Source organism: Flavobacterium sp. TC780 (assembly GCF_056783245.1).
Genome location: NZ_JBXBAV010000049.1, coordinates 19757 through 37978, shown reverse-complemented (window position 1 = coordinate 37978; position 18222 = coordinate 19757). Strand labels below are relative to the sequence as shown.

The window sequence follows — 18222 nt, the reverse complement described above, 5'->3', positions numbered from 1 at the left end:
TCGTCTACTTGGTTCAGTTAGATTGTATTGCTAAGGTTAATACATGCTCCTGTTGTTAGGGAGGCAGCACCTGATAATCTTGGATTAGCTTATCGAATGGAATATTTTGAAGCAAAAGACGCTGTAGTGAGTTTCAGTCAATTGCGGGTTCAAGTATTTTTGCAAATACCGTATCGCTTAATTATAAAGTTGGAAATATGACGATAATTCCAGAGATTAGATTTAGATAGTGCTTCTGAAGATATTTTTCTTGATAGTAATTCTACATCAACAGGAAAGATGGTCTTTGCATTAGTAGCTGCTACCTATTCTTTTTAAGATATTAAGATTGATATTTTTTTTTGAACTGTCAAAACATGTTAATGTTTTGGCAGTTTTTTATTTGAAATTGTTTCTATAAAATAAAACACGTTTTAGAATTGTCTAAAACGTGTTTTATATGAGGGGAAGTTTTGGGAACTTCTTACTGTTTCTTGTAAATAGAATAAATAGTGTTTATTGTTTTTCTATCTAATACAGCGTCAACTTCTGTTTGGATATAATGTAGTTTAAAAGCTGTAATTGCAGCTGTAAGATTTTTAGTATTGTATCCAATGATTCGTAAGGCTGGTTCAATTCTAAAATCAAATGGCGCTTCTTCAAGACTTCATCTTGCCAGATTCCAAAACCGAGCCCAGCTAATGTCTTCCATGGAAACAATTTGCTTGGATCTTGTTTTATTGCCGGAGCAATATCAGCGTGACCTAAAATATTTTGTGTTGGCACATTATATTCTTTCTTAAGTCTTGTCAAAAGAGCTATTAAACTATTCATTTGTGTCTCAGAAAAAGGTTCTATTCCGTTGTTATCAAGTTCAATACCTAATGAAGATGAATTAAGATCAGTATTTTTTCCCCAAGTAGAATTACCTGCATGCCAAGCGCGTAAATAATCATTTAGCATTTGAACAACTTTACCATCTCTAGATATAATGTAATGAGCACTTACTTGAGTTTTTGTTTTAGTAAATGTGTTTACAGTTTGTTGTAAAGAGTCTTGTGCAGTATGGTGGATAATAATGAAATTTGGTTTACGTAAATTGAAGTTTACGGTACCAATCCATTGTGTATTAATGCCATTTTGTAAAGATGTAGATCCAGTTTGCGAAAGTGAATCCTTGTAAATATGCAACTGATTTGCATATGAAGTATCTATACTTATAGTTGTGCTGGGTGGGGGTATAGGTTGTGCTTCTTTACTTGTAATTTTATCTTCAAGTGACTTAAGCTGTTGATCGTATACTTTTTCACTAGATTTATAAGGATTTGTAGAGCAAGAATAATGCAATTGCTATAGTCAAACAGTATAAATACTTTTTCATATCTTAAAATTGTTTTTATGTTTCGTGAAAACAATTATTTTCTTTTTCTTGAACTTTAGACCCGCCTTAGACTACTACTAGTTGCTCCATGTAAAGAGTGTACTTTTCCTTTTGGTCGGTGTTTAAAAAATTAGATACTTTTTTGTTTGTAGCTTCAGAAAGTGCTTGAATTTGTTTTATTTTTTCGTCTTTCGGCTGCTGCTTTCGTTTTTCATAAGTATGCCTTGTTCTTTGATGCTTTCAATAAGAACATTCGATACTGCGATTTCCTGAAGGGCATCAAGATTAAGTTCAGGCTTCATGTTTTCCATTATTCTCGGCAACAGTTTCCTCAACAGGAATTTCTTTTGGTTTAGATGTGTTGGCAGATGGACCAATGCCACCCATTCCTTGACTCATCCCACCATTCATTCTGCCTCCTCCGTAGCCACCGCCACCATAGCCATTTCCATAACCATTTCCGTACTGTGCAGAAACGGGGTTGGCGAAAAATAACATAAATGCAAATACTATTGTTCCTTGAATTGTTTTCATATTTTATATTTTAGAATAAAAAATCAAAAAATGTATTGTAAATTTAAACAGGTTCGCCGTATAAATCAAATTCTGTAGCTTCTATTATTTTGATATATTTAACAAATTCTCCAGTTTTTACATAATGTTTAGATGCATCAATCAATACTTCATTATCTACATCTGGACTGTCAAATTCAGTTCTTCCAACAAAATGAGCACCTTCTTTTCTATCGATAATACATTTAAAGGTTTGTCCTACTTTTTCTTGGTTTAAATCCCATGAAATCTGAGATTGTAATTCCATGATTTCGTTAGCACGATCTTGTTTTACTTGGTCTGGAACATCATCTTCTAGTAAATAGGCATGTGTGTTTTCTTCGTGCGAATAAGCAAAGCAGCCCATTCTGTCAAACTTCATTTCCTGAACGAAGTCTTTAAGAATATTAAAATCTCCTTGTGTCTCTCAGGATAACCTACAATTAGCGTAGTTCTAATAGCCATTCCGGGAACAGCTTTACGGAAATCTTTTAGTAATTGAGTTGTTTTTGCCTGAGTTGTACCACGTCGCATCGATTTTAAGATTGAGTCCGAAATGTGTTGTAACGGAATATCAATATAATTACAAATCTTAGGTTCGCGTTTCATAACCTCAAGAACATACCGATTGGGAAACCAGTAGGGAAGGCGTAATGTAAACGAATCCATTCAATACCTTCTACTTTTACCAAAGCCTCAAGTAATTCGGCTAGATTTCTTTTCTTGTATATGTCAAGACCATAGTAAGTTAAATCCTGAGCAATTAAAATTAATTCTTTAACACCATTTTTAGCTAATCCTTCTGCTTCTTTTACCAGTTTTTCAATAGTTTGTGATACGTGTTTTCCACGCATAAGAGGGATAGCACAAAAGCTACAAGGTCTGTCACAGCCTTCAGCAATTTTTAAATAAGCATAATTTTTTGGAGTAGTTGTCAAACGCTCTCCTAATAATTCATGTTTGTAATCAGCGCCCAATGCTTTTAGTAATTGAGGCAATTCGGTTGTGCCAAAAAACTGATCCACGTTTGGAATTTCTTTTTCTAAATCAGGTCTGTATCGTTCAGACAAACATCCTGTCACAAAAACTTTGTCTACTAATCCTTTTTCTTTTTTGTCAGCATACTCTAAAATCATGTTTACTGACTCAGCTTTAGCGTTGTCAATAAAGCCACAGGTATTTATAACAATAATATTGCCTTCTTCGGCAGCAGGAGCTTCATGTGTTACTTCTTTTCCGTTAGCGCGAAGTTGACCCATAAGTACTTCACTATCATATACATTTTTCGAACACCCAAGAGTGATTACGTTGATTTTATTCTTTTTTAAAGACTTGGTTCTCATACTTTTATAAATTGGAGTGCAAATTACATTTTTTATTCCTAGAAACACCATGATTCCTCCTTTTTTCTGAGGTTGGTGTTGTTAGGCTTGGGAGTATTTACTAGATGGGTATTGTATCTTTCTCTATCTGGCTACAGTCATAAAAAGGATGTGCTCCTTCTTGATGGCTGTCGGCATAAGGATAAAAAAATCCGTCTTGATAAAGAATCAGACGGATTTATATAGGTGTGTTGTTATTTAATTATAATTCAAATAACATTGTCAATGAAATATTGTTGAATTTTGTATTGATATTAGCGCCATCTGTGAATCCTTGGTTAAAGAATCCTTGGTGAGAGTTTCTTTTTGTGTAAGAGTAAGCTAGATCTACTTTGGTTGCTCCAAAATTGTATCCCAAACCTCCAGAGTAGCCATTTAAATCGCCCATTGTAGCGCTGTCTTTGTATGGGCTTTGCTCGTATCTGTAACCAGCTCTTAAGCTAAGTAGTTTGATTTTATATTCGGCACCAACTCGTACTTCGCTACTGCTAGTTAATTCATTGCTCATGGTGTTGTTTACACCTCTAAAGTGGCTGTCATTTGTGGGTTTAAATTTAGTGTTGCCATAATCTTTTATAGCGTAATCAACACTTAATAATCCGGTTTTACCAAAAACGTATGCAAAACTGGCAGTCCATTTTCCTGGGGTCTGTAGTTTGTATGACTCATATACATTAATAATTTGTGGGTCAACTATAGTAGGAGGTAATTCTCCGACGTTATTGCTTCTTACAGTTACTAATTTCTGTGTAGTTTCGTCATAAAGCTTATACCAAGTGTTTGATTCGTATGCAAGACCTAATCGTACCTGATCAGTTACTTTTGCAATAGCACCCACTTGAAAAGAAAAACCATTTCCGTAAGTGTATAATTGATTGTCAAAACGTAATCTGTTTATTTGGTCAACTGCACTTGTGTTGTTAGCATTGTCTTCGTAAAAACTAGTGTTTCTAGTGTAATCTGCAAAATGAGAATTCAAATTTATTCCTATAAATAATTTGTCTTTATAAGATGTAGCGGCATTAAAAGATAATTTTCCATTATAACCATTAGAGTGAATCTCATTTTCCTGATAATAATTTCCTCCAGCAGGAACAAGTGAGTAGTATGGACTATTTGGATTGGTTGCATCTGTTGGTTCAACTATAAAGCCTTGGTATCCTAACATTGCTTGTTGAGCTGAGTGACCGCTTAATCCAGGATATTGAAAACTTGGTAAGCTATTACCTAGATAGCGATATAGGTTACTGATAGATTCTCCGCTATTTGTTTTGACGAATTTTTGAGGTACAGGAGCACCACCATTACCAGTGTTGGCATAATTTAAAAAATATTGATCTATAGAGTTTGTTGGATTTACTCCCATAGAAAAGACATCATTATTATAGTTGTTGGTGTTTTCATAATTAACTGCTACAGATAATTTTTTCCAGTTGCTCTTTTGATCATAGTTTTTAAAAACCATAACACCACCAGCTTGATTTAGTATGAATGAGTTGTCACTATCTTTGGATTTTGTTCCAAAATAATTAGAATTATTCTTAGTATTATAATTGCTCAATGTTACGCCAAATTGATTGTTTGCGAATATTGCAGAACCAGCTGGGTTAATATTTAGTGAAGATAAATCACCACCAAGTGCTCCAAATGCACCTCCCATAGCGCGGAAACGAGCAGTTCCGTTTAGGTTGTCTTGTGAATAGCGCATTGCATCAGTGATGTCTTGAGCTTGTATTGCGCTAATAGATAGTCCAGTAAGGATTAGGAATATATACTTTTTCATAATTGTAATTCAGGTAAATTTTAATTTAATTAAAGAAGAATTGGATTATCTTCTTCCTCCGCCAGAAGATCTTCCTCCTCCACCGCCACCAGAAGTTCTTCCGCCACCACCGGCATCGTATGAACGACCTGATGAACTAGGTGTGTAAGATCTTGTAGGTGCGCTGTTTGAGCTGCTAGGGTTGTAAGTTCTAGTAGGCGCAGTGTTACTGCTGTTGTCTCTACGTGTTGGAGTATAAGTATTATTTTGTGAACCCGATGATTGATTTCTTCGTGTTGGGGCGTAAGTGCTGTTTGAAGATTGATCTCTTCTGGTGTAATTAGAATTACCGTTGTTTCTGGTTGTATTGTAAGAGTCGTTTCTTCTGTAATCTGTGTAATTAGTGTTACTACTTCCTCTTCTAGTGGTGAAGTTTGAGTTTTGAGAATTAGTTCTTCTATCTGTGTAGTTATTGTTGCTGGTACCTCTTCTGTTTACAGAGTAATCTGAGTTTCTATTAGAGTAACTTCTATTAGAGTAGTTTCTGTTAGAATAATAGTTATTACGATTTATACCATTGTCATACATAGCTCCTCTTCGGCCAGCATTGTATGAGTAGTTGTAGTTGTTGCGGTATCCATAATAAGGTCTATATCCATAATAAGGGTAGTATGAAGGGTAACCCCAACCTAATCCGCCACCATAATAAGGATAGCCCCAACCATAACCATAACCATAACCATATCCGTATCCGTATCCGAAACCACCATAATAAGGGTAACCAAATCCTAGGCCAAAAGATAATCCCCAAGTGTTTGGGTATATATTCACTGATACATCTTGAACGTTGCTTCCCCAGCTAGCATAGCTAATGCCTGAGTTTGCTATACTGTCATCCGATTCGTTGTAAGAACCGTAATTATCAACATTTGTGAAGATTTCAGTAGGCTCGTCATTGTTTTGTAAGGAGCTAAAATATTCTTTATATTGATTATTGGTGCCAGTTGTTGTGACTCTTTCAGTGTAATTATTAGATGATGTTCCGTATATTCCATCATTGTCGTAATAGGAACTATTTTGATAAGAACCACACGAAGTTACTAGTAAACACAGTAGACCTGTAATTGAAAAAAGCACTGTGTTTTTTTGGGAAAAAATATTAGTTTTCATATCTGTGGGTTTTTTATTGTTGGACAATACAAAAATAGTTAGTTTTGTGAAACTATTTAGTTAAAATAAGTTAAACAAAATTTGTGCCAAACTATTCAATATGAGTAAGAACCTTACTACAAGATCAGAAGATTATTCAAAATGGTATAACGAGCTGGTTGTAAAAGCGGATTTAGCCGAGAATTCAGGAGTTAGAGGATGTATGGTTATTAAGCCGTACGGATATGCTATTTGGGAAAAAATGCAAGCTGAATTAGATCGAAAATTTAAAGAAACAGGGCATCAGAAATGCCTATTTCCCCTTATTTGTTCCTAAGAGCATGTTTGAGGCGGAGGAGAAAAATGCCGAAGGATTTGCAAAAGAATGTGCAATTGTAACGCATTATAGGTTAAAAAATGACCCGGATAAACCCGGAAAATTAATGGTAGATCCTAATGCTAAGTTAGAAGAAGAACTAATTGTTCGTCCAACAAGTGAAGCTATTATATGGTCTACATATAAAGGATGGGTGCAATCGTACCGTGATTTACCTTTATTAATTAATCAATGGGCAAATGTTGTTCGTTGGGAAATGAGAACTCGATTGTTTTTAAGAACAGCCGAATTTTTATGGCAAGAAGGACATACAGCTCACGCTACAAGAAATGAGGCTATCGAAGAGTCGGAAAAAATGATGAATGTATATGCTGAATTTGCTGAAGGGTTTATGGCAATTCCGGTTGTGAAAGGACTTAAGACGGAATCAGAGCGATTTGCAGGAGCAGAAGAAACATATTGTATCGAGGCATTAATGCAGGATGGAAAGGCGTTGCAAGCAGGAACATCACATTTTTTAGGTCAGAACTTTGCTAAAGCATTTGATGTGAAGTTTGCTAATGCAGAAGGAAAGCAAGAATATGTTTGGGGTACTTCTTGGGGGGTGTCTACTCGATTAATGGGAGCTTTGGTAATGACACACTCTGATGATAAGGGATTGGTCTTGCCTCCAAATTTAGCTCCTATACAAGTGGTGATTGTTCCTATTCATAAAACAGATGAGCAGTTGGCTGAAATTTCGGTTGTGGTTAATGAATTGGTTTCTCAATTGAGAAAGCTTAATATAGCGGTGAAATATGATGACAGAACGACACAGAAGCCGGGATTTAAGTTTAATGAATATGAATTAAAAGGAGTGCCGATTAGAATTGCGGTAGGTCCTAAAGATTTAGAAAACGGAACTTTTGAAATTGCAAGAAGAGATACGTTAACAAAAGAAGTAGTTTCAAAAGAAGGAATCGTTACTTATGTGAATGATTTATTGGCTCAAATTCAAGTTGATTTGTATAATAAAGCATTAGATTATCGTAATTCGCATATTACAGAAGTAAATAATTTTGAAGAGTTTAAAGAAGTTTTAGAGAATAAAGGTGGTTTTGTATCAGCACATTGGGATGGAACCGCGGCTACAGAAGAAAAGATTAAAGACTTGACGAAAGCAACTATTAGATGTATTCCTTTAGATGGGGTAGAAGAGGCGGGAAGCTGTGTGTTTACTGGTAATTCTTCTTCTAGAAGAGTGCTTTTTGCGAAGGCATATTAATTTTTTTATTTTTTTTTGCTTTAGCTATTGTGCAACTAAAAAATAGGTGTATCTTTGCATCCGCATTAGGGAAGCAGGCCCGTTCGTCTATCGGTTAGGACGCATGGTTTTCATCCATGTAAGAGCGGTTCGATTCCGCTACGGGCTACTACTTTTTTTGCGTGTTAAAAGTTATTTGAAGATTGAATAATAAAATGGCCCGTTCGTCTATCGGTTAGGACGCATGGTTTTCATCCATGTAAGAGCGGTTCGATTCCGCTACGGGCTACAATTCAATTTTTGTTAAATTGAAAAAACTTAGAAGAATACTGGTCCGTTCGTCTAGGGGTTAGGACTTCAGGATTTCGTCCTGGTAACAGGGGTTCGATTCCCTTACGGACTACTAAAATTAGTTGTGAATAAGTTTTGTAAAATAAGAGCTGGTGTCTCGGTTTTTGTTTTATTAGTTAAAGCTAAAGTGATTGTTTTGCAATTATGGGAGGCTTTTCTTTTTTAACTAGTATTTATAATTATTACATCTAAAATTAAAAAAAAATGGCAAATCATAAGTCAGCATTAAAAAGAATCAGAAGTAACGAAAAAAGAAGAGTTCTTAACAGATATCAGCACAAAACTACTCGTAATGCTATTAAAGCATTAAGAATAGCTACTGATAAGCAAGATGCTACTTCAAAATTATCAACTGTAATTTCTATGATTGATAAATTAGCGAAAAAGAATATCATTCATGATAACAAAGCGTCTAATTTAAAATCTAAATTAACGAAACATGTAGCTAAATTGTAATCATGCAATTTGCTTAAAATATATTAAAAAGTCCTCTTAATAGAGGGCTTTTTTTATTCTTAAAAAAAACTCCTTGAGTAATTATTTTAATTATTTAAGGAGTTTCTTCTGTTAAATAGTCATTTTGTTTTTTATGTATTCAAGCATTTGTAGTGTAATTGGTTTTGAAAGAAAGTCAAGTATCATTGGGTAGTTTTTTGCCTTTTCTAAATCTTCTGGGTCAATTGTAGAAGATAGTATGATTATGTTGGTGGTGTTGAAGTCAGAGTAGTTAGATGTAGAGAAGTGGTCTAGGAATTCCCAACCACCCATTACAGGCATGTTTAGGTCTAAGAAAATAAGCCGTGGTTTTTTATCGTTAAGATCGGTAGGCTTAGTGTTGTATTTAAGAGAGTTGAAGTATAATAAAGCTTCTTCTCCGTTTTGTGCAGTTATTATTTCTATAGAAAACTCAGCTTTTGTGATTACTTTTTTACATAACATTAGCGCTATGGGGTCGTCGTCTATGCATAAAATTTGATCAAACATTTTATTTATTTTTAAATATTAGAGTAAATGAGGTTCCTTTGTTAACCTCGCTGTCTATACTGATTGTTCCTCCCATTGTTTCTACTTGAGATTTTACTAGGTATAATCCAAGTCCTTTGCTGTCGGGGTAGTTGTGGAATCTTTGGTAAAGTCCGAAAACTTTATCTCTGTTTCTTTCAAGGTCAATTCCAATTCCGTTGTCTTTAAAGGTTAGTATTATGCTGTCTTCGGTTTGATTGGCTGAAATGGTGATTTTTAATTTGCGGTCTTTTGATCTGTATTTAATTGAATTGGTTAATAGGTTTAATAATATGCTTTCTAAATAGGCTTTGTTGATGTTTAATACTGTTACTTTTTCAAAATTTAGTTTTATTATTGGCTTGTGTAATTCAATTTGAAAACTTAGCTGGTTGAATACATTCTCGAAAACTTCGTTTAATAAAACCTCTTCTTTCTGGATTGATGGATTGTCTTTAATTATAATAACTTTTACTAAATCATTGATGGTTTCGTTTAGTAAATGGGTTGACTTATTGAATCCGTTTAGTATTTCTTTTAACTCTTCGTTTTCTATTGGAATGTCTTCTATGAGGTTTAATAATCCGGTTAGGTTTGATAATGGTGATCTGAGGTTGTGGGAGGTTATGTAAGAGAATTGCTTTAAGTCTTTGTTGTTTTGAGTTAATTCTCTGATAAGGTGCTCTTTTTCTTTTTCTAGTTTTTTTTCTTCAGTTGTATCTCTTTGAATCGATATCCAGTGCGAAACTTCGTTTTCGGCATTAAAAATAGGGATCATCGAATAGCGAACCCAGTACTCCTCTTTGTTTTTGGTGTAGCTAATGGTTTCTATAGAGCATTCTTCTTTGTTTTTTATTGCTTTTATTAGTTTTCGTAGTTCGCTAGAGTCGGATTTAGGGCCTTTAAAGATATTAGGTGATTTTCCTACTATCTCTTCAGATTGGTATCCGGACATTTTTGAAAAAGATGGGTTTACATATACGATTTTAGGGATTTTGCCATCATGTGAATCGGCTTCGGTAATTAAGATAGAATCTCTGGATTGAGTAATTACAGTTTCAAGTAGTTTTAATCGTTGCTCTTCTTCTTTTTGTTTTGTGATATCTTGTATAGCACCAATCATTCTGATTGCTCTTCCGTTTTCATCCTTTAAAAGGAAGCTGCGGTGCAGTACATATTTATATGTGGTATCGGCACATCTAAAGCGATATTGATCTTGCCATTTTTCTGTTTTTTGTTCTATGAATGAATATAGTTTTACCGACATTCTGATGCTGTCTTTCAGGGTGGATTTTGTCAAACCACCATCTCGAGCTGTCACCAACTTCTTCTTGTTTGTACCCAAAAACATTTTCGATTCCTTTGTTCCAGGTTATGTTGTCTTCTTGAATTTTCCAGTCCCAAATTGTGTCACTGGTTGCTTTTGCAACTATGTTATATTTTTCGTTTGATTCTTTAATTTCGTCATTCGATTTTTTTAGTTTTTCGAATACTGTGATGTTTCTGGCGTCGTTTTTTGATAGTATATACCTGTAGAGTAGGCCTGTTAAAATAATGAAAATAAGATCTTTTATGAAGCTGAAATAGTAGTATTGAGTATTTGAGATATTGTTAAGCAGGTATTTGTGGCAAATGATTGCCAGAAATAGAGAAATGACAAAGTAAATTAATGTAATTTGATTGGTTTTGTTTTTCATTACTCAAATATAATTAATAATTACCAAATTATTAAACATCGATTATAAGATATTTAAAAGCCTTGAAATAAAGCTATTTTTTGTACGTAATCAGTTAAGAATATGTAAACTATTCCCGAAATAGTTTTTATATTAAAAAAAAGTGTACCTTTGCACCCATTAAAAATCTCAGATGGAATCTATTAGAAATATTGCAATTATTGCCCACGTCGATCACGGTAAAACCACTTTGGTTGATAAAATTATGTATCACTGTCAGTTATTTCGTGACAACGAAAACACAGGTGATTTAATTCTTGATAATAATGATTTAGAGCGTGAGAGGGGTATTACTATTACTTCTAAGAACGTTTCGGTTCAATATAAAGGAACTAAAATCAATATTATCGATACCTGGTTACGCCGATTTTGGTGGTGAAGTAGAACGTGTACTAAACATGGCCGATGGTGTATGTTTGCTAGTAGATGCTTTTGAAGGACCAATGCCACAAACTCGTTTTGTATTACAAAAGGCAATCGACTTAGGGTTGAAGCCATGTGTTGTTATCAATAAAGTTGATAAAGAAAACTGTACTCCAGAAGAAGTACATGAAAAAGTTTTTGACTTAATGTTTGAATTAGGTGCTTCAGAAGAGCAATTGGATTTTCCAACTGTTTATGGATCAGCTAAAAATAACTGGATGTCTGATGATTTCAGAAATCAAACAGAAAACATAGAGCCTTTACTAGATATGGTAATTGCTAATGTTCCTGCTCCTAAAGTTTCTGAAGGAACTCCACAAATGTTAATTACATCTTTAGATTTCTCTGCATTTACAGGTCGTATCGCTATTGGTCGTCTTGAAAGAGGAATTTTAAAAGAAGGTATGGCTATTTCTTTGGTAAAAAGAGATGGTAAAGTTATAAAATCAAGAATCAAAGAATTGCACACTTTTGAAGGACTTGGTCGTAAAAAAGTAGAGCAAGTAATTGCAGGTGATATCTGTGCGATTATTGGAGTTGAAGGTTTTGAAATTGGTGACACTATTGCTGATCACGAAAATCCAGAAGCTTTACAAACAATTGCTATTGATGAGCCTACAATGAGTATGTTGTTTACAATTAATGATTCTCCTTTCTTTGGGAAAGAGGGTAAATTTGTAACATCTCGTCATATTAGAGAAAGATTGACAAAAGAATTAGAGAAAAACTTAGCTATGAAGTTAGGTGAAACTGATTCTGCTGATAAATTCATGGTTTTTGGTCGTGGTGTACTTCACTTATCTGTTCTTATTGAAACAATGAGAAGAGAAGGTTACGAATTACAAATCGGTCAGCCACAAGTTATCATCAAAGAAATTGATGGTAAAAAATGTGAGCCAATTGAGGAATTAACAATCGATTTGCCAGAAAACCTTTCAGGTAGAGCAGTTGAGTTTGTAACAGTTCGTAAAGGTGAAATGTTAAGCATGGAGACTAAGGGTGAGCGTATGATTATTAAATTTAATATTCCTTCACGTGGAATTATTGGATTAAGAAATCAATTGCTTACTGCTACTGCAGGTGAAGCTATTATGTCACACCGTTTTATAGGATACGAGCCTTACAAAGGAGAAATTTCTGGACGTAACAAAGGTTCATTAATTTCTATGGAAAAAGGAAAAGCTATTCCTTATTCTATCGATAAATTGCAAGATCGTGGTAAGTTTTTCGTTGAGCCAAATGCTGAAATTTACGAAGGTCAGGTAATTGGAGAAAACTCTCGTGCTGATGATATGTGTGTAAACGTAACTAAGGAGAAAAAACAATCTAACGTTCGTTCATCTGGAAATGATGAAAAAGCAAGAATCATTCCTCCAATTATTTTCTCATTAGAGGAAGCTTTGGAATACATTCAAAAAGATGAATATGTAGAGGTGACTCCAAAATCTATTCGTTTGAGAAAAATCTATTTGACAGAAACTGATAGAAAAAGATTTAAAATATAATCAGATTATATAGTACTAAAAAAGCCATTCACACAGAATGGCTTTTTTTATGTTTAATTTTTAGATAATTTTTTCTACGATATTTTTAAAATAATGGAAAGTTTCAAAAATTTAATGATTTTGTAGATTGGTTATCTTTTTAAACTGAAGTGACCTTTGACTTCTTTTCCATTTTCAAATATCAAAGTAAACCAGTAATCATCGGAGGGTAGTTGGCGTCCTGTATAATTTCCATCCCATCCTATGTTTGTAGCGTTCATTTGTTTTATTAACTTTCCATAACGATCAAATATAGAGATAGAGTAATCGGGCATCTCGTCTAGATTTTTAATCCGCCAAGTGTCATTATAACCATCTCCGTTAGGAGTGAAGAATCTTGGGTAGTCAAGAACGTAGAATACTGATGATATAGTTGTTCCACATCCATTCTTATCTCTTGCATATGATTTGTAAATTCCAGCTAAAATACCTTTAAATAAAGGGCTATCTTGATAATCTATTCCATCTAGTGAGAATTCATAATTTCCAATTCCATTATATTCCACTAAAACTGAATTTTCATTTGCCGAAAAATCTTTAATCTTAGTTCCGGTAATTATAGCTACATCAGAGGCAACAACATTGAATTTCTTCGTTTTTTCGCAACCATTTATATCAGATACTGTAACAGAATAATTCCCAACGCTACTTACAGAAATAGTATTTGAGGTTGACCCTGGTGTTCCAGTTATAACTTTCAAACCCTGTGGCAACAGTTAGATCAATTATTGCATCTTTACATAAAAAGAAGGTTTCAGTATCAAAATTAGGAGGGTTAAATACATTGATTATTAGCTCAATTGGAGTCACAGCATAACAGTCTGGACCATTAATAATACGGGCGTATATGGTTTGATTAAATGCAATTGTATTTTTGAAATTATTAGGTAAAGGATTTACCTCAGTGATTGCATTGTTTTCAGTTAGATAATAATTTACTAATAATCCTGTAGGCAGCCCGTTTATAAGCTGTGGAGTAACTTGGGTGTCTAAATTAAATTCATACAATCCATCTGTGTCTTCATCGCAAACAGCAATAGGATTTTGTATGAGAATGGTATTAGCTGCTATTTTTAATTCCAGCTCAGCATATTTTGTACAGCCATATTTATTTTCAACTCTTGCATGAATTGTTTCTGTAGCAGAGCTGTTGATATAGTTTTTAGGATCAGTAATTGGATCTAATTTTGCTTGAGCATCTGTTAATGATTTATAATAGGCGATGCTTAGATCTGGATTATTGTTTTTTATTATTGCATCAACTTTGGTTAGATTAAATGTAGTGCTATTATCTGAATCGATATCACATTGAATTAATGTGGTATTTGTAACAATGATTTCTGGTGCATATTCAATTTTTATTTCATCAGAAGCAGAACAGGTAGAAGGAGACATCAAAACATTTACCTTATATGTTCCAGCTTCCTTAACTGTGTATGTTGGTCCTGTTTCTGTATTATTTTTAACACCGTCTTTGTACCATTCATATGTATAATTTGACCCTGCTGGAGAATATAGTTTTGTGTCTAGTATTAATTCGTCTCCATAGCATAAAGGATTGTTTGTGGTTGTTTCCCGGTCTTCTCCTAAATCTATTTCAGAAGTAAAGCTCCCTGCTTCAAGGAAAATAGCCGAATCATAGTATGCGTTTCTGTCATCTGCTATTACTAATTTTATATGATACGTTTTTCCTGCAACTACATTGGTTTCGGATTTCATTACAATAGTTTGTCCAGCATAATTTGTAGCGCCAGATCCAACGGTATTAAGTCCGTTAAAATAAATTTCATTCACTGCTGGGCATCCAGGGATGATATTGCCTTTATTATCTGTAACTGGATTAACTTTTGGTCGAACATTCATAGATGAAACCGGTATATTAGTGTTTGGTAACACTGCTAAATTTTTGTATGGGTCACTGCTGTTTTTTTCTTTTATAAGAAAAGCAAAGCCGTCAGAATAATAGCATGGATATACATTTTGGTATTCATTTGAAGCAAAAATATAATTGAAGCTTATGAAATTTGTTAATGGTGTAAAATCAAATTCTAAAACAGTAGCATTTATAGAATTAATACCTAATATTTGATCCAAATCGGAATCACCTAACCAAGAGTTGCTTCCTCCGCCACCATCATCATTTTGTAAAGGTCCAATCGAGTTTTGACTACTCCAGGTACTAAGTACAACACCTTCTTTAAAAGGAAAATTACTTGTACCAGCATTAAAATAGGCAAAACTTTTTTGTCCCGGTGTATATTCGTCACCAGTTGTTTGTGGGTTTGTTACTGTGGCACAGGAACTATTCACTAATACCTTTTCTATTAATTCTTGAGATGTTTTAGTTTCATCAATAATCATGTATTGCGCATTGACTTTTGTTCCAAGAAAAAAGATAAAAATTGCTGATATGATTATTTTTATTGACTCCATTATTTTCTAAAAAAAAGTATAAACAAATATACTATAGATCTCGGTTCTTTAATAGTTTGTATGAAAAGAAAATGAAAAGGAATGTCCAGATCAGAACAATTACGACTGAAACGTAATCAACATTATAGTTTTTTGTGTTTTCAACTCCCATTTGTACTCCAATATTCTTTACGACTGATAATCTCGTGAAAGGTTCAATAATTAAATTAGACATGGCCTCTAAAGGAAGTAATTGAATAAAATAATCAGCAAATTTACTTTCTGGAAAAAGTATAAATGTAAAAATAGTTTTTATAAAACCTTCAAGAATACTCCAAACGAGTAAAAATCCTAATGCAAATGCAGAGCGTTTTACCAATATTCCTAAAAACAAACAGAAGGAAAAAAATCCAATTAGTTTTATAAAAAAAGCAAAAAGATATTCCATATCTGAAAAGATAATTCCAATTTCGGTATAAGAAGAAAAACACAACCCTAAGATTAAGCTCATTATAAATACAAATACAGTAGAGCAAAAAGCAAATAAAATTACAGTGTAGAATTTTGATAAAACAAACTCTTTTTTGCTTAGTCCATCAATAAGGTTTTGTTTTAAAGTACCATAGCTATATTCATTTGCCATCATAGAGACAATTACTATTGCTAAGAAAAATTTTAATAAAGCTGCTATATAGGTGTTGAAATGCCAAATGAAAGGGAAATTAAAAATTCCCATTTCGGCTAGATGAAATTTAAAAATTCCTAAGTTAAATTTTATAGAGGCAATTAATGCGATAAATGAAAGAAGAATAAAATAGGTTAACGTTAGTATACGACTGGCTTTATTTTTCCAAATCTTTTGTAGCTCTATAGAGAGAAGTCTGTTCATGGCTTATTTATTTTTTATAGAAGTATTATTGGTTAGTTCTAGAAATTGTTCTTCTAAACTGTTTTTACGTTTTACTAAGTGGTTTAAGGTGATGTTTTGTAAAAATAAAAAGCGGTTTAAATCTGCGGCATTTAAATCATTTTTTAAATAAACCAAAATCATTTCTTTTTCTTTTATAACACGATCAACAGCAGGATGACTTTCTGTAGCAGCAATTAATTTTTCTGTGTCATCAGCTTGTATTTCGAAGAAGCCTTCATTTGCAGACATACCACCAACTGGTCCAGAATATAAAATTTCTCCTTTTCTTAAAACCACAACATCAGTGCATACTTTTTCGACTTCATCTAATAAATGAGAGGCAAGTAATATAGTTGTTCCTTGTGAGGCTATTTTTTTTATGATGTCACGGATCTGATGAATTCCTTGGGGATCTAAACCATTTGTAGGTTCATCAAGAATTAATATTTCGGGGTCGTTCAATAAAGCTGACGCAATGGCTAAACGCTGTTTCATTCCTAATGAAAAAGTACTAAACTTACTGTTTTTTCGTTCGTTTAAACCTACTAATTCTAATTTTTCGGTTATTTTAGAATAATCAATATTCTTGATTTTACAAACCAATTTCAGATTTTCTTCAGCAGTCATGTAGGGGTAAAAGTTGGGCCTTTCGATAATAGCACCTACTTTTTTTAATGCATCATGTGTTTGTATTTTTCCGTCAAACCAGCTGTATTGCCCAGAAGTTTTGTTTACTACATTTAAAACGATTCCTAATGTTGTAGATTTTCCACTTCCGTTAGGGCCTAGAATTCCATAAACGCGACCTTTTTTTATTTCGAAAGAAATATCCTTTAGGGCCTGAACTCGACCATATCTTTTATGAAGGTTTTGTATTGTAAGTATTGTTTCCAAATTTATTTGCGGTTTTAGTTTTTAGTAAGACGTGTCAGTTTAGTTTTTGTTACTGTATGGTTTATATTTAATGTAAATTTGTATCAAATATATTCAAAATGAGTGAACCTTTAATGTTTTTTAAAAAACCATCCTATCCATTAACAAACCCGCTGTTGGATTATTTAGAACGTTATGAACGAATCTCAAAGGTTTCTGGTTTTTTATGATGATTTATTGCGTTTTTCAGGTGCTATAAATGTATATGATAAACATGATAAAGATACCTTGTGGATCCGTGTTTATTATAATGAGTTTGAGAGAAATGAAATTGATTTGAATTTAAAGAAAATCTATTCGCTTTTGCATTCCGATGGTAATACTGATATTATCCAATTCTTGAATATTGATGCAATCGATTATTGTACTTTTGGTAATTCTAAACCTTTCAGAATTAAAGTTCGAAATATTTTAAATGACAACTATGTTCATTTTTATATTAAAAAGGCAGATGCTTCTCGAATTTATGGTCTTGAATTAGAGGAAATATTATCTCCTGATAAAATCAACTTTTTGGTATATAAGGATACTTTAATCGAAGAGCATATAATTGGTATTCCGGGAGATATTTTTATGAGTACATTACTTAAAAATTGTACAGAAACAGAAAAATCTCAAATTGCTAAAGAATTTGTGAAATTCAATGAACGTTGTATGATTAGACTTTTGGGAGATATGCGGGCATATAATTATGTGATTGTTCCGATTCATGATTTTGACCAAGTAGTATATAAAATTCGTCCAATCGATTTTGATCAGCAATGTTATGAAGGAAATTTTAAAGTGTATAGGCCTCAGTTCTTTAAAGAAAATTACCCAATGATTGAATTGATTAAAGATAAACTAGAAGATCGGTCAATTGTGCAATATAAAGATGAAGAGCGTGCAATTTTAGCAAAACGTATTCACTCTGCTGATAATAGAATTAAAAAGTTATTACATATAATGAGTGAGGATACTATTTCACCCGAAGCAAATTTAAATCAACTAAAAATGGAATTATACCGTTATACTAATGATTTGAATTTTAAAAACGCGAAGTCAATGGGGCACATTATGTCGGCTGCATTTGGTTTTATTACTAGAAATTTCAAAAACACTAATCTTATATAGAAACTTAAATTTA

At 33.2% G+C, this 18222-nt stretch carries 12 protein-coding genes, 3 tRNA genes and 5 pseudogenes; 8 read left to right on the top strand and 12 right to left on the bottom strand.

What is annotated here, in order from left to right; genetic code table 11:
- Nucleotides 1-27 precede the first annotated feature (27 nt).
- On the top strand, nucleotides 28-201 hold the full coding sequence (locus AC1RYN_RS05005; RefSeq protein WP_481806068.1) for a hypothetical protein: 174 nt from the start codon (nucleotides 28-30) through the stop codon (nucleotides 199-201).
- A 262-nt stretch (nucleotides 202-463) separates the two neighbouring features.
- On the opposite strand, the pseudogene AC1RYN_RS05000 reads toward AC1RYN_RS05005, so the two are convergent.
- From AC1RYN_RS05000 to AC1RYN_RS04980, 5 genes and pseudogenes are all read right to left on the bottom strand, one after another.
- Nucleotides 464-1360, bottom strand: a pseudogene (locus tag AC1RYN_RS05000) (N-acetylmuramoyl-L-alanine amidase).
- A gap of 291 nt (nucleotides 1361-1651) precedes the next feature.
- Nucleotides 1652-1894: a hypothetical protein gene (locus tag AC1RYN_RS04995; RefSeq protein WP_481806067.1), complete on the bottom strand. Its 243-nt coding sequence runs from the start codon at nucleotides 1892-1894 to the stop codon at nucleotides 1652-1654.
- A gap of 43 nt (nucleotides 1895-1937) precedes the next feature.
- Nucleotides 1938-3255, bottom strand: a pseudogene (gene rimO, locus AC1RYN_RS04990) (30S ribosomal protein S12 methylthiotransferase RimO).
- A gap of 241 nt (nucleotides 3256-3496) precedes the next feature.
- Nucleotides 3497-5077, bottom strand: coding sequence for an OmpP1/FadL family transporter (locus tag AC1RYN_RS04985; protein ID WP_481806066.1), 1581 nt, complete (start codon nucleotides 5075-5077; stop codon nucleotides 3497-3499).
- 45 nt (nucleotides 5078-5122) lie between these two features.
- On the bottom strand, nucleotides 5123-6226 hold the full coding sequence (locus tag AC1RYN_RS04980) for a hypothetical protein (RefSeq protein WP_481806065.1): 1104 nt from the start codon (nucleotides 6224-6226) through the stop codon (nucleotides 5123-5125).
- 100 nt (nucleotides 6227-6326) lie between these two features.
- Between AC1RYN_RS04980 and proS the strand changes: the two are divergent.
- The 5 genes and pseudogenes from proS (at nucleotide 6327) to rpsT (ending at nucleotide 8592) form a co-directional block, all read left to right on the top strand.
- Nucleotides 6327-7806 (top strand): annotated as a pseudogene (proS, locus tag AC1RYN_RS04975) (proline--tRNA ligase).
- Nucleotides 7807-7882: 76 nt separating this feature from the next.
- Nucleotides 7883-7954, top strand: a tRNA-Glu gene (locus AC1RYN_RS04970).
- Nucleotides 7955-8002: 48 nt separating this feature from the next.
- A tRNA-Glu gene (locus AC1RYN_RS04965) sits at nucleotides 8003-8074 on the top strand.
- Between the two features lie 42 nt (nucleotides 8075-8116).
- Nucleotides 8117-8188: transfer RNA gene (locus AC1RYN_RS04960), tRNA-Glu, on the top strand.
- 152 nt (nucleotides 8189-8340) lie between these two features.
- Entirely contained in the window at nucleotides 8341-8592 is a 252-nt protein-coding gene (rpsT, locus tag AC1RYN_RS04955; protein WP_035622425.1) for a 30S ribosomal protein S20, read from the top strand.
- A gap of 111 nt (nucleotides 8593-8703) precedes the next feature.
- On the opposite strand, the gene AC1RYN_RS04950 is transcribed toward rpsT, so the two are convergent.
- From AC1RYN_RS04950 to AC1RYN_RS04940, 3 genes are read right to left on the bottom strand one after another with little or no spacing between them, the layout of a single operon-like run.
- A complete protein-coding gene (locus AC1RYN_RS04950; RefSeq protein ID WP_481806064.1) occupies nucleotides 8704-9120 on the bottom strand; it encodes a response regulator in 417 nt (138 codons plus the stop codon).
- A 1-nt stretch (nucleotide 9121) separates the two neighbouring features.
- Nucleotides 9122-10405: a PAS domain-containing sensor histidine kinase gene (locus AC1RYN_RS04945; RefSeq protein WP_481806063.1), complete on the bottom strand. Its 1284-nt coding sequence runs from the start codon at nucleotides 10403-10405 to the stop codon at nucleotides 9122-9124.
- Nucleotides 10338-10835: a hypothetical protein gene (locus tag AC1RYN_RS04940; RefSeq protein WP_481806062.1), complete on the bottom strand. Its 498-nt coding sequence runs from the start codon at nucleotides 10833-10835 to the stop codon at nucleotides 10338-10340. Before AC1RYN_RS04940 ends, AC1RYN_RS04945 begins: the two co-directional genes overlap by 68 nt.
- Before the next feature lie 172 nt (nucleotides 10836-11007).
- Here AC1RYN_RS04940 and typA point away from each other — a divergent pair.
- A pseudogene (gene typA, locus AC1RYN_RS04935) lies at nucleotides 11008-12802 on the top strand (translational GTPase TypA).
- A 131-nt stretch (nucleotides 12803-12933) separates the two neighbouring features.
- Here the strand turns inward: typA and AC1RYN_RS04930 are convergent.
- From AC1RYN_RS04930 to AC1RYN_RS04915, 4 genes are read right to left on the bottom strand one after another with little or no spacing between them, the layout of a single operon-like run.
- Nucleotides 12934-13542 (bottom strand): T9SS type B sorting domain-containing protein, encoded by a 609-nt coding sequence (locus tag AC1RYN_RS04930; protein ID WP_481806061.1) that lies wholly within the window; start codon nucleotides 13540-13542, stop codon nucleotides 12934-12936.
- Nucleotides 13487-15274 (bottom strand): choice-of-anchor L domain-containing protein, encoded by a 1788-nt coding sequence (locus tag AC1RYN_RS04925; RefSeq protein WP_481806060.1) that lies wholly within the window; start codon nucleotides 15272-15274, stop codon nucleotides 13487-13489. The genes AC1RYN_RS04930 and AC1RYN_RS04925 overlap by 56 nt, the downstream gene beginning before the upstream one ends.
- A 31-nt stretch (nucleotides 15275-15305) precedes the next feature.
- Nucleotides 15306-16142: an ABC transporter permease gene (locus AC1RYN_RS04920; protein WP_481806059.1), complete on the bottom strand. Its 837-nt coding sequence runs from the start codon at nucleotides 16140-16142 to the stop codon at nucleotides 15306-15308.
- Nucleotides 16143-16145: 3 nt separating this feature from the next.
- Entirely contained in the window at nucleotides 16146-17057 is a 912-nt protein-coding gene (locus tag AC1RYN_RS04915) for an ABC transporter ATP-binding protein (RefSeq protein WP_481806058.1), read from the bottom strand.
- A gap of 98 nt (nucleotides 17058-17155) precedes the next feature.
- Between AC1RYN_RS04915 and AC1RYN_RS04910 the strand changes: the two are divergent.
- Nucleotides 17156-18209: pseudogene (locus AC1RYN_RS04910) on the top strand (hypothetical protein).
- Nucleotides 18210-18222 lie beyond the last annotated feature (13 nt).

What these genes read in the sequence shown, in the direction of transcription:
- AC1RYN_RS04995 (WP_481806067.1), bottom strand. Translation starts at nt 1,894, where the DNA reads ATGAAAACAATTCAAGGAACAATAGTATTTGCATTTATGTTATTTTTC.
- AC1RYN_RS04985 (WP_481806066.1), bottom strand. Translation starts at nt 5,077, where the DNA reads ATGAAAAAGTATATATTCCTAATCCTTACTGGACTATCTATTAGCGCA.
- AC1RYN_RS04980 (WP_481806065.1), bottom strand. Translation starts at nt 6,226, where the DNA reads ATGAAAACTAATATTTTTTCCCAAAAAAACACAGTGCTTTTTTCAATT.
- rpsT (WP_035622425.1), top strand. Translation starts at nt 8,341, where the DNA reads ATGGCAAATCATAAGTCAGCATTAAAAAGAATCAGAAGTAACGAAAAA.
- AC1RYN_RS04950 (WP_481806064.1), bottom strand. Translation starts at nt 9,120, where the DNA reads ATGTTTGATCAAATTTTATGCATAGACGACGACCCCATAGCGCTAATG.
- AC1RYN_RS04945 (WP_481806063.1), bottom strand. Translation starts at nt 10,405, where the DNA reads ATGTCGGTAAAACTATATTCATTCATAGAACAAAAAACAGAAAAATGG.
- AC1RYN_RS04940 (WP_481806062.1), bottom strand. Translation starts at nt 10,835, where the DNA reads ATGAAAAACAAAACCAATCAAATTACATTAATTTACTTTGTCATTTCT.
- AC1RYN_RS04925 (WP_481806060.1), bottom strand. Translation starts at nt 15,274, where the DNA reads ATGGAGTCAATAAAAATAATCATATCAGCAATTTTTATCTTTTTTCTT.
- AC1RYN_RS04920 (WP_481806059.1), bottom strand. Translation starts at nt 16,142, where the DNA reads ATGAACAGACTTCTCTCTATAGAGCTACAAAAGATTTGGAAAAATAAA.